Source organism: Streptomyces sp. NPDC004266, from assembly GCF_042874095.1.
GTDB lineage: Bacteria > Actinomycetota > Actinomycetes > Streptomycetales > Streptomycetaceae > Streptomyces.
This window is the reverse complement of sequence record NZ_JBIAMM010000008.1, coordinates 144,118-155,663: the sequence shown is the minus strand read 5'-3', so window position 1 is coordinate 155,663 and position 11,546 is coordinate 144,118. Positions and strand designations below refer to the sequence as shown.

Below are 11,546 nucleotides of genomic sequence, written 5' to 3'. Positions count from 1 at the left end.
GTGCTGCCCCCCGGCTTGGTGTTCGGGTCGAGGAGGGTCCGGGGGTTCCGTCCCGCCCCCCCACCCCCCCCCCCGCCCCCCCCCCGGGGCGGGGCCCGCGGGGGGGGCGCCCCGGGGGGCCACGGCCATGTCCAGGGCGGGTGTCAGGCGCCCGCACTGCGCTTGTTCCAGACGTCGAAGCCGACCGCCGCGAGCAGCACCAGGCCCTTGATGACCTGCTGCCAGTCGGTGCCCACCCCGACGAGGTTCATGCCGTTGTTGAGCACGCCGAGGACCAGGCCGCCGATGATCGCTCCCAGGACGGTCCCGACGCCACCGCTCATCGACGCCCCGCCGATGAACGCGGCGGCGATGGCCTCCAGTTCGAAGTTCACGCCCGCCTTCGGCGAGGCCGCGTTGAAGCGCGCCGCGAAGACGAGCCCGGCGAGCGCCGCGAGCATGCCCATGTTGAGGAACACCGCGAAGGTCACCTTCTTGTCCTTGACCCCGGACAGCTTCGCGGCGGGCAGGTTCCCCCCGATCGCGTACACGTGGCGGCCGATCACCGCGTTGCGCATCACGTAGCCGAAGCCCACCAGCAGCGCGGCCAGGATCAGGAGGACCACCGGGGCGCCCTTGTAGCTGGCGAGCAGCAGGGTCGTCACCAGGACGGCGGCGACCAGCGCCGTCACCTTCAGCGCGAACAGGCCCGTGGGGAGCGTCTCCAGGGCGAACTCCCGCTGGCGGCGACGGTCCCGCACCTCCTGGAAGACCACGTAGGCGATCAGCCCCACGCCGAGGAGCAGGGTCAGGTTGTGGTAGTTGGTCCGCGGCCCCGCCTCCGGCAGGAAGCCGTTGGCGATCTTCTGCAGCCCGTCCGGGAACGGGCCGAGCGTCTGCCCCTTGAGGAAGATCTCCGTGAGCCCGCGGAACAGCAGCATGCCGGCGAGGGTCACGATGAACGACGGTATGCCGACGTACGCGATGAAGAACCCCTGCAGCGCGCCGGCGACGGCTCCGAGGAGCAGGGTGAGGAGCACCGCGACGGGCCAGGAGACGTGGTGCTCGACCATGAGCACCGCCCCGATGCCGCCGACCAGGGCCATCAGGGAGCCGACGGACAGGTCGATGTGTCCGGAGACGATGACGATCATCATGCCGATGGCCAGGACGAGGATGTAGCTGTTCTGCAGCACCAGGTTGGAGACGTTGCGCGGCAGCAGGAGGTCGCCGCCCGTCCAGACCTGGAACAGGAGCACGATCAGGCCGAGCGCGAAGAGCATCCCGTACTGGCGCATGTTCCGCCGGACGCCGTCCAGGAGCACCCGGGCCATCGATGCCCCCGTGGACGGGGACCCGCCGCCCGGGGGCGCGGGAGCGGTCGTTTTCGTGCTGACGTCGGTGCTCATGCCTGGTGTCCTTCACTGGAGGCGGCGCCTGCGGTGACCGCCGTCGGTGCGGGGGAGTCCTGCGTCATGTGCCGCATCAGCACTTCCTGCGTGGCGTCCTCGCGGGTGACCTCGCCGGTCAGCCGTCCGGCGGCCATGGTGTAGATGCGGTCGCACATGCCGAGCAGTTCGGGCAGCTCGGAGGAGATGAAGAGGATCGCCTTGCCCTCGGCGGCGAGCCGGTCGATCACGGTGTAGATCTCGAACTTGGCTCCCACGTCGACCCCGCGGGTGGGCTCGTCGAGGATGAGGACGTCCGGTCCGGCGAGGATCCACTTGCTGAGGACGACCTTCTGCTGGTTGCCGCCGGAAAGGCGGCCGACCGGTTCGAGGACGTTCGGCGCCTTGATGTTCATGGTCCGCCGGTACCGTTCGGCCACCTTGCGTTCCTCGTGCCCGTCGACGATCCCGCGGCGGGCGAGGGCGCCGAGGGAGGCGAGCGAGATGTTCCGGCTCACGGAGTCCCCGAGGTCGAGACCGTAGTGCTTGCGGTCCTCGGTGACGTACGCGATGCCGTGGGCGACCGCCTCCGGGACCGTACGCGTCCGCACCTCGCGGCCGTCCCTGAGCACGCAGCCCCGCTCGTAGTGGCCGTAGGAACGGCCGAAGACGCTCATGGCGAGTTCGGTACGGCCGGCCCCCATGAGTCCCGCGACGCCGACGATCTCCCCGCGGCGGACCCGGAGCGAGACGCCGTCGACGACCTTGCGGGCGCGGTCGAGCGGATGCCGTACGGTCCAGTCCCGGATCTCCAGGACGGGTTCGGCGCCGGCCGGACCCTCGTACGGCGTGCGGTCGGGGAAGCGGCTGTCGAGGTCCCGCCCCACCATGCCGCGGATGATGCGTTCCTCGGTGGTGGCGGGGTCCCTGACGTCGAGGGTCTCGATGGAGCGCCCGTCGCGCAGGACGGTGACGGAGTCGGCGATCCGGGCGATCTCGTTCAGCTTGTGCGAGATGATGATCGAGGTGATGCCCTGGCCCTTCAGCTCCCGCATCAGCCGCAGCAGCTTCGCGCTGTCCTCGTCGTTGAGCGCCGCGGTGGGCTCGTCGAGGATCAGCAGGCGGACGTTCTTGGCCAGCGCCTTCGCGATCTCCACGAGCTGCTGCTTGCCGACACCGATGTCCGCGACCCGGGTCTCGGGGTGTTCGTCGAGCCCGACCCGCCTGAGCAGTTCGGAGGCCCGGCGCAGCGCCTCGTGCCAGTCGATGATCCCCCGTCGGGAGGGCTCGTTGCCGAGGAAGACGTTCTCGGCGATCGAGAGGTGGGGAACGAGCGCGAGCTCCTGGTGGATGATGACGATGCCGTGCCGCTCGCTGGCCCTGATGTCCTTGAAGCGGCACGGTTCGCCGTCGAAGAGGATCTCGCCCTCGTAGGTCCCGTGCGGGTGGACGCCGGACAGGACCTTCATGAGCGTCGACTTTCCGGCACCGTTCTCTCCGCACAGGGCGTGCACCTCGCCGCGCTCCACGGACAGGGTCACCTCGGACAGCGCCCTGACTCCGGGGAAGGTCTTGACGATGGACCGCATCTGGAGGATGGGCGTCATCGCAGTGCCCCGGCGTCGATGTAGCCGGAGTCGACCAGGACCTTCCGGTAGTTCGACTTGTCGACGCTGACCGGGTCGAGCAGGAAGGCGGGGACCACCTTCTTGCCGTTGTCATAGGTCGTGTCGTCGTTGATCTGGGGCTTCTTGCCGGCGAGGACGGCGGTCACCATGTCGGCGGCGACCTGTGCGAGTGCGCGCGTGTCCTTGTAGACGGTCTGCGTCTGCTGGCCCGCGATGATCGACTTCACGGAGGCGACCTCCGCGTCCTGGCCGGTGACGATCGGCAGGGGCTTGGCGGCACTGCCGTAGTCGTCGGACTTCAGGGCGGACAGGATGCCGATGGAGATGCCGTCGTAGGGGGAGAGCACGGCGTCGACCCGGGCCGTGGAGTACGAGGAGGTCAGCAGGTCGTCCATGCGCTTCTGGGCCGTCCCTCCGTCCCAGCGCAACGTGGTGACCTGGTTGAGCTGGGTCTGCTGGGAGCGCACGACCAGCTGCTTCTTGTCGAGGTAGGGCTTCAGCACCTTCATGGCGCCGTTGAAGAAGTACTTGGTGTTGTTGTCGTCGTTGGACCCGGCGAACAGTTCGATGTTGAAGGGGCCCTTCTTCGAGCCCGCCTTGAGCCCCAGCTTCTCGACGATGTACGTGGCCTGGAGCTCGCCGACCTTCTCGTTGTCGAAGGAGGCGTAGTAGTCGACGTGCGGGGAGCCCAGGATGAGGCGGTCGTAGGAGATCACCGGGATGTGGGCGTCCGCCGCCTGCCGCAGGACGTTGGACAGCGCCTCGCCGTTGATCGCGGCCACGACCAGGGCGTCGACGCCCTGGGTGATCATGTTCTCGATCTGGGCGACCTGCTGGTCGGGGTCGTCCTCGCCGTACTGCAGGGTCGTGGAGAAGCCGGCCTTCTTCAGGCTCGCGGTCATGTTCCGGCCGTCGGCGATCCACCTCTCGGAGGACTTGGTGGGCATGGCGATGCCGATGGTGAGGTCCTTCTTGTCCTTCGACTCCTGGCTGCCGCCCTCGCTGTTCTGTCCGCAGGCGGTCAGGAGCAGGGCACAGCCGGTGGTCACGGCCAGGAGGGCGGATACGGATCGGAACTTCTTCATGGGCGTTACCTGGCAATCCCGTCGTCGAGGGCGGCTCCGACCGGGGACGGGCTCGGTGGCGGCGCGTGTCCTCGCACCACCGGGACGGCACCGTTCCGGCTGGGCGGCCAGGGCGTCGGCGCCCCGGTCGAGCTAGATTGTTAGCGCTCACAACAGCGTGATACAAGAGGCGCTAAGGTTTTTCTCGCATCGATACACAGCCGTAAGCAGGGAGAAGGGAGGCGAACGTGGCGCATCCCGCGGAAGACGTCCGCCCGCCGACGATGGCCGACGTCGCACGAGAGGCGGGGGTCTCCCACCAGACCGTCTCCCGGGTGCTGAGCGGTCACCCCAACGTGCGCGCGGCCACCCGGGAGCAGGTCACCCTCGCCATCGAGCGGCTCGGCTACCGCCGCAACTCCGCCGCACGCGCCCTGGTGACGCGCCGTACGAGGACGCTGGGCGTCATCGCCGTCAACACCGCCCTGTACGGCCCCGCCAGCACCCTGACCGGCCTGGAGGAGGCGGCCCGGGAGCAGGGCTACCTCGTCTCGACCGTCAGTCTGCGCACCGGAGAGGGGCAGGGGCTCAAGGACGCCATCGACCACCTCGCGGCCTGGGGAGTGGAGGGCGTCGTCGCCATCACCCCGCAGCGCTCGCACGTGCAGGCGCTCGCCGAACTGGACGCGCCCTTCCCCGTGGTCACCGTGGAGGGCGGTCACCAGCTCGACCTGCCCGGCGTCTCCCTCGACCAGGAGCTCGGCGCCCGCATGGTCACCGAGCACCTGCTCGCCGCCGGGCACGGCAACGTCTGGCACGTGGCGGGTCCCGACGACTGGCTGGAGAGCGAGGCCCGCACCGCGGGATGGCGCGCCGTCCTGGAGGAGAGCGGCATCCGGCCTCCGCGCGTGCTGACGGGGGACTGGAGCCCGCTGTCCGGGTACCGGGCGGGACAGGAACTCGCGGGACTCGCCCTGGCCCGCCGCGGGGCGACACCGGTCACGGCGGTCTTCGTCGCCAACGACCAGATGGCGCTCGGCGTCCTGCGGGCGCTGCGCGAGGGAGGGATCCGCACCCCCGCGCAGGTGGCCGTCGCCGGCTTCGACGACATCCCGGAGGCCGAGTTCTTCCCGCCGCCGCTGACGACGGTCCGCCAGGACTTCGCCGCCATCGGACGCCGGAGCATCGGGCTTCTGGTGGACCACATCGAGGGCCGCGCCCGGAAGGCCGAGCACCTCCTGGTGCAGCCGCAGCTCATCATGCGCGCGAGCACACGCCCTCCGGGCGAGGCCTGACGCGCCGGGCGGCTCTCGCCACCGCCTTCTGACCGCCGGTGGCCGGCTCCCTGCCGTCCGCCGGCCGTCGGACGACAGGGAGCCGGCGGCGCACGCGCGCCGGTCCGCCCGTGCGTGCGCGCCCGTCGACCGCTCCGCCCCGCCAGCCGTTCGACCCCACCGGTCGTTCCGCCCTTCTCCGTGACCGCCCCTCTGCGTGACCGCCCTTCTCCGTGACACCCTTCTCCTGCCGGGCCGGTCGCGGCTCAGGGACTGCCCGCGGCGTTCAAGTGAGCGCTCACTTCAGGGGCTTCATTTCTTGCTGAATGTTCTACAGAACCGCACACCACTCTTGTCCAACCCTGTTGTGAGCGTTAACAATCAGGATGCTCCTCCGACCCCCGCTCATGACGAGAGAGACCGCATCGTGACCCCACACGCCCTTTCCGAGCCCGCAGCCCGTCACCATCCCGAGGCCTGCACCGTCGGAGTCGACTTCGGCACCCTCTCCGGGCGCGCCGTCGTGGTCAGGGTCCGGGACGGCGCCGAACTCGGTTCGGCGGTCCACGAGTACCGCCACGCCGTCATCGAGGACCGCCTCCCCTCCACCGGCGTCCCCCTGCGCCCCGACTGGGCCCTGCAGCACCCCGAGGACTGGCGCGACGTCCTGCGCACCGCCGTTCCGGCGGCGGTCGCCGACGCCGGGGTCGACCCCGCCCGCGTCATCGGCATCGCCACCGACTTCACCGCCTGCACGGTCCTGCCGACGGCCCCGGACGGCACCCCGCTCGCCCTGATGCCCGAATGGGCCGACCGCCCGCACGCCTGGCCCAAACTGTGGAAGCACCACGCGGCCCAGGAGCAGGCCGACCGCATCAACGCCCTCGCCCGCGCCCGCGGCGAGAAGTGGATCGCACGGTACGGCGGCAAGATCTCCTCCGAGTGGCAGTACGCGAAGGCCCTGCAGGTCCTGGAGGAGGACCCCGTCGTCTACGCCGCCTGCGCCCGCTGGATCGAGGCCGCCGACTGGATCGTCTGGCAGCTCACCGGCAGCGAGTCCCGCAACACCTGCACAGCCGGCTACAAGGGCATCCACCAGGACGGCGCCTACCCTTCGCCCGGCTTTCTGGCAGGGCTCCACCCGGACTTCGCCGACTTCCCCGCCACGCGCCTGGAACACCCGCTCTCCCCCCTCGGCTCCCGGGCCGGCGGGCTGAGCTCCCCGGCCGCGCGCTGGACCGGCCTCCCCGAGGGCATCGCCGTCGCCGTCGGCAACGTCGACGCCCACGTGGCCGCGCCCGCGGCGGGCGCCGTCGAGAACGGGCGGATGCTCGCCATCATGGGCACCTCCACCTGCCACGTCCTCAACGGCGCGGCCCTCGCCGAGATCCCCGGCATCTGCGGGGTCGTCGACGGAGGCGTCGTCGAGGGCGCCTACGGCTACGAAGCCGGCCAGAGCGCGGTCGGCGACATCTTCGCCTGGTGGCTCCGGCAGGGCGTACCGGACCACTATCGCGCCGAGGCGCAGGCCTCCGGCGAGGACCTCCACCAGCTCCTGACCCGGAAGGCCGCGGACCAGCCGGTCGGCGCGCACGGCCTGGTCGCCCTGGACTGGATGAACGGCAACCGTTCCCCCCTGGTCGACCACCACCTCTCCGGAGTCATCGCCGGTCTCACCCTCGACACCCGGCCCGAAGACGTCTACCGGGCCCTGCTCGAATCCACCGCCTACGGCACCCGGATGATCGTCGAGGCCTTCGAGGAGGGCGGGATCCCCGTCGAGGAGTTCATCGTCACCGGAGGCCTGCGGAAGAACGCGCTGCTCATGCAGATCTACGCCGACGTGCTCCGCCGCCCCGTCTCCCTCGGCACGTCCGAGCAGGGGCCGGCGCTCGGTTCGGCCATTCACGCCGCCGTCGCCGCGGGCGCCCACCCCGACGTCCGCTCCGCCGCCTCCGTCATGGGAAGCGTCCGGCGCCACGCGTACGTGCCCGACCCGGCCCGGGCGGACGCCTACGACGCGCTGTTCGACGAGTACCGCGCCCTGCACGAGCACTTCGGCACCGGCGCGGACCTCCTCCTGCACCGCCTGCGACGGATCCGCAACGCCGCGCGGGTCGCCGTCGCCGACTGACCGGGCCACCTCCCCGCCCCCGGCCCCATCGGCCCGCCCCCTCCGCCCCAGCACCCCCGAGGAGCACACCCGACATGACGCTCGCCCAGCCCGACCGCGAGATCTGGTTCCTCACCGGCAGCCAGGCCCTCTACGGTGACGACACCCTGGCCCAGGTCGCCGACCAGTCCCGCGCCATCTGCGACACCCTCGCCGGCCGGCCCCAGATGACCGTCCGCCTCGTGTGGAAGCCGGTCCTCACCGACGCGGCCGCCATCCGCGCGGTCTGCCTGGAGGCCAACGCCGACGACCGCTGCATCGGCCTGATCGCCTGGATGCACACCTTCTCCCCGGCCAAGATGTGGATCGCCGGCCTCGACGCCCTGAGCAAGCCGCTGCTGCACCTGCACACCCAGGCCAACCGCGAACTGCCCTGGTCCACCATCGACATGGACTTCATGAACCTGAACCAGGCCGCCCACGGCGACCGTGAGTTCGGCTTCGTCCAGACCCGCCTCGGTGTCCCGCGCAAGACCGTCGCCGGCCACGTCTCGACCCCCGAGGTCGTCGACCGCATCGCCGGATGGGCCCGCGCCGCCGTCGGCCGATCCGAACTCACCACCCTCAGACTCGCCCGGTTCGGCGACAACATGCGCGACGTCGCCGTCACCGAGGGCGACAAGGTCGAGGCACAGCTGCGGTTCGGGGTCTCGGTCAACACCTACGGCGTCAACGACCTCGTCGCCGCGGTCGACGCCGCCCCCGAGGACACCGTCTCCGCCCTCGTCAAGGAGTACGAGGACCTCTACGCCCTCGCGCCCGAACTGCGGACCGGCGGCGAGCGCCACGACTCCCTGCGCTACGCCGCCCGCATCGAAGCCGGTCTGCGCACCTTCCTCACCGAAGGCGGGTTCCGCGCCTTCACCACCAACTTCGAGGACCTCGGGGGCCTGCGCCAGCTGCCCGGGCTCGCCGTGCAGCGCCTGATGGCGGACGGCTACGGCTTCGGCGGCGAAGGAGACTGGAAGACCTCCACCCTGCTGCGCACGCTGAAGGCGATGGCCCACGGCCTGCCCGGCGGCACCTCCTTCATGGAGGACTACACCTACGACCTCAGGCCCGGCCAGGAGCTCATCCTCGGCGCCCACATGCTCGAGGTCTGCCCCTCGCTCACGACGGCGACGCCCGCCTGCGAGATCCACCCGCTCGGCATCGGCGGACGCGAGGACCCGGTCCGCCTCGTCTTCGACGCGGATCCCGGCCCGGCCGTCGTCGTCGGTCTCGCCGACATGGGCGACCGGTTCCGCCTCGTCGCCAACCACATCGACGTCGTCACCCCGCCCGAGCCGCTGCCCGAGCTCCCCGTCGCCCGTGCCGTCTGGCGCCCCCGCCCCGACCTCCGCACCTCGACCGAGGCATGGCTGACGGCCGGAGCGCCGCACCACACCGTCCTGACCACGGCCCTCGGCGGCGAGGAGCTCGAAGACCTCGCAGAGATGCTGCGGACCGAGCTCGCCGTCATCGACGAGGACACCACCGTCCGGCGCTTCACGCGCGAGCTGCGCTGGAACCAGGCCTACCACCGTCTGGCCCAGAGCCTGTGAACACCCCCGCCGCCACCGCCTCCACCCCCGCCAGGACGGAGTCCTCCGTGAGCACGACCGTTTCCAAGGAGCTGCGCCGAGAGGTGCTGGAGGCCAACCTCCGCATCCCCCGAGCCGGCCTCGCCACCCTCACCTGGGGCAACGTGAGCGGTGTGGACCGCGAGGCCGGCGTCTTCGTCATCAAGCCTTCGGGCGTGGCCTACGACGTGCTGAGCGAGGAGGACCTGGTCGTCGTCTCCCTGGCCGACGGCAGCGTCGTGGACGGCCGGCTGCGCCCGTCCACCGACACGGAGACGCACCGCAGTCTCTACCTGGCCTTCCCCTCCATCGGAGGGGTGACCCACACGCACTCCACCCACGCCGTCGCCTTCGCCCAGGCCCGGCGTCCGATACCGGTGCTCGGCACGACCCACGCGGACACCTTCAACGGCCCCGTCCCCGTCACCGCGCCTCTCACCTCCCAGCAGTGCGCCGCGGACTACGAGTACAACACCGGTCAGGTCATCGTGGACCTGCTGGGCCGTGACGACATCCGGGCCCGGGAAGTACCCGGCGCCCTGGTCGCCCACCACGGCCCCTTCACCTGGGGCGTCGACGCCACCACGTCCCTGGAGCACGCCATCGTCTGCGAGGCGGTGGCCGAGATGGCCCTCCACACCATCGCCCTGGGCACGGTCGAACCGCCGCAGCACGTCCTGGACCGCCACTTCACCCGCAAGCACGGCCCCGACGCCTACTACGGCAACCCTCCCTCCGCCTGACCGCGCCGAGGGGGGGGAGCCGGGATCATCCTGGCTCCCCTCCGTGGTGCGGGTGTCACTGCAGGCAGGTCAGGACCGGGTCCAGTGCTGGTTGCCGCCGTTCCAGCACGAGTAGAGCTGGATCGGCGTGCCGTTCGCGGTGCCGTTGGCGGCGGCGTCGAGACAGAGGCCGGACTGGACTCCGACGACGGATCCGTCGGAGTCGAGGCGCCACTTCTGGTTGTCGCCGCCCCAGCAGCTGTAGATCTGCACCTTGGCGCCGTTTCCGGTGCCGGCGGCGTCCAGGCACTTGTCGCCGTAGATCCTGAGCTCACCCGCGGCGGTGTAGGTCCACTGCTGGTTGGCGCGGTTGTTGCAGTCCCACAGCTGGAGCTGGGTGCCGTCGGTCGTGACGGCGCCGGGCACGTCCAGGCAGCGGCCCGAAGCGACGCCCCTGATCGGTCCGGAGCCGGGGGAGGGGGTCGGAGTGGGCGTGGGGGAGGCCGCGTTGAGTGCGTTGAGGACGGAGGTGTGGGCGGGCTTCTTGCTGCCGTCGCCGTTGAACAGCAGCGGCGTCTGGTCTGCCCGCCAGGAGTCGGTGTCGCGTACGCCCCAGACGGTGATGCCGATGCAGCGCGGGACGGCCAGACAGTCGTTGGTCACGTTGGCGTAGGTCGTGGCCGGGGCACCCTGGATGTCGAGTTCGGTGACGGCCACGTCGACGCCGAGGGCGGCGAAGCTCTGCAGGGTGGTGCGGAAGTTGGCGTTGTACGGGCTGTCGTTGTTGAAGTGCGACTGGAAGCCGACGCAGTCGATCGGCACGCCGCGCTGCTTGAAGTCCCGGACCATGGCGTACACGGCCTGGGTCTTGGCCCAGGTCCAGTTCTCGACGTTGTAGTCGTTGTAGCAGAGCTTGGCGGTCGGGTCGGCGGCGCGTGCGGTGCGGAAGGCGACCTCGATCCAGTCGTTGCCGGTGCGCTGCAGGTTCGAGTCGCGCCGGGCGCCCGAACTGCCGTCGGCGAAGGCCTCGTTCACGACGTCCCACTGGGCGATCTTGCCCTTGTAGTGGGCCATCACGCCGTTGATGTGGTTGATCATCGCCTGGCGCAGCGTGCTGCCGCTGAGGCTCTGCATCCAGCCGGGCTGCTGGGAGTGCCAGGCGAGGGTGTGCCCGCGCACCTGCTTGCCGTTCTGCACCGCCCAGTTGTAGACGCGGTCGCCGGCGGTGAAGTCGAACCGGCCCTGCTGGGGTTCGGTGGCGTCGATCTTCATCTCGTTCTCGGGCGTCACGGAGTTGAACTCGCGGGCCGCGATCGTCGTGTACGCCGAGTCGTTGAGCCTCCCCGACGCGATGGCGGTGCCGAAGTACCGGCCGCTCTGCGCCGCCGCGCTGCCGAGCGTGCTCTCGGCGGCGTGCGAGGCCGGCGGCGCCACCAGGACGCCGGCGGAGCCGAGGACGCCGACGATCAGCGCCGCCCAGAGGCCGCCGATCTTCCGGCGGACGGCGGGCGGGGGAATGGCGTGTGAACGCATGACTGGACCTCCAGAGCGGAAATCACGGATGGGTGGGGGCGTGGCGGCGATAAACCGCGACGACGATGTCCGCGTCCAGGGAAAAGGGATGCGGATCAGCAGGGTGAAAATGATGTGAGGCAGATTCCGCGGCACACAGGAAAGGGGCGGTGGCGCCTCGTCAATCAGTGTGGAAACAGGGCGTGACCATGTCAAGCGTTTCGAAGATGTTTCGGAACCGGGG

General features: G+C 70.6%; 8 protein-coding genes. 4 read left to right on the top strand and 4 right to left on the bottom strand.

Annotated features, from left to right (window positions below; translation table 11 throughout):
- Positions 1-143 precede the first annotated feature (143 nt).
- From mmsB to chvE, 3 genes are read right to left on the bottom strand one after another with little or no spacing between them, the layout of a single operon-like run.
- Positions 144-1,388 carry a multiple monosaccharide ABC transporter permease gene (mmsB, locus tag ACFYUZ_RS20715; RefSeq protein ID WP_389311269.1) on the bottom strand — a complete coding sequence of 415 codons (1,245 nt, stop codon included), beginning with the start codon at positions 1,386-1,388 and terminating at the stop codon, positions 144-146.
- Positions 1,385-2,974 (bottom strand): multiple monosaccharide ABC transporter ATP-binding protein, encoded by a 1,590-nt coding sequence (gene mmsA / locus ACFYUZ_RS20710; RefSeq protein WP_389311267.1) that lies wholly within the window; start codon positions 2,972-2,974, stop codon positions 1,385-1,387. The genes mmsB and mmsA overlap by 4 nt, the downstream gene beginning before the upstream one ends.
- Positions 2,971-4,080, bottom strand: a complete 1,110-nt coding sequence (gene chvE, locus ACFYUZ_RS20705) for a multiple monosaccharide ABC transporter substrate-binding protein (RefSeq protein WP_389311265.1) — start codon at positions 4,078-4,080, stop codon at positions 2,971-2,973. The genes mmsA and chvE overlap by 4 nt, the downstream gene beginning before the upstream one ends.
- 227 nt (positions 4,081-4,307) lie before the next feature.
- Between chvE and ACFYUZ_RS20700 the strand changes: the two genes are divergently transcribed.
- The 4 genes from ACFYUZ_RS20700 to araD all read left to right on the top strand — a co-directional run bounded on the left by ACFYUZ_RS20700 (position 4,308) and on the right by araD (position 9,811).
- Positions 4,308-5,354 (top strand): LacI family DNA-binding transcriptional regulator, encoded by a 1,047-nt coding sequence (locus ACFYUZ_RS20700; protein WP_389311263.1) that lies wholly within the window; start codon positions 4,308-4,310, stop codon positions 5,352-5,354.
- 406 nt (positions 5,355-5,760) lie between these two features.
- Positions 5,761-7,467, top strand: a complete 1,707-nt coding sequence (araB, locus tag ACFYUZ_RS20695; RefSeq protein WP_389311261.1) for a ribulokinase — start codon at positions 5,761-5,763, stop codon at positions 7,465-7,467.
- Between the two features lie 74 nt (positions 7,468-7,541).
- Positions 7,542-9,050 (top strand): L-arabinose isomerase, encoded by a 1,509-nt coding sequence (gene araA / locus ACFYUZ_RS20690; protein ID WP_389311259.1) that lies wholly within the window; start codon positions 7,542-7,544, stop codon positions 9,048-9,050.
- Between the two features lie 47 nt (positions 9,051-9,097).
- Positions 9,098-9,811 (top strand): L-ribulose-5-phosphate 4-epimerase AraD, encoded by a 714-nt coding sequence (gene araD / locus ACFYUZ_RS20685; protein ID WP_389311257.1) that lies wholly within the window; start codon positions 9,098-9,100, stop codon positions 9,809-9,811.
- 69 nt (positions 9,812-9,880) lie between these two features.
- Here araD and ACFYUZ_RS20680 read toward each other — a convergent pair whose 3' ends face one another.
- The gene (locus ACFYUZ_RS20680) at positions 9,881-11,323 is read right to left on the bottom strand and encodes an endo-1,4-beta-xylanase (protein ID WP_389311255.1); all 1,443 of its coding nucleotides are present in this window, start codon (positions 11,321-11,323) and stop codon (positions 9,881-9,883) included.
- Positions 11,324-11,546 lie beyond the last annotated feature (223 nt).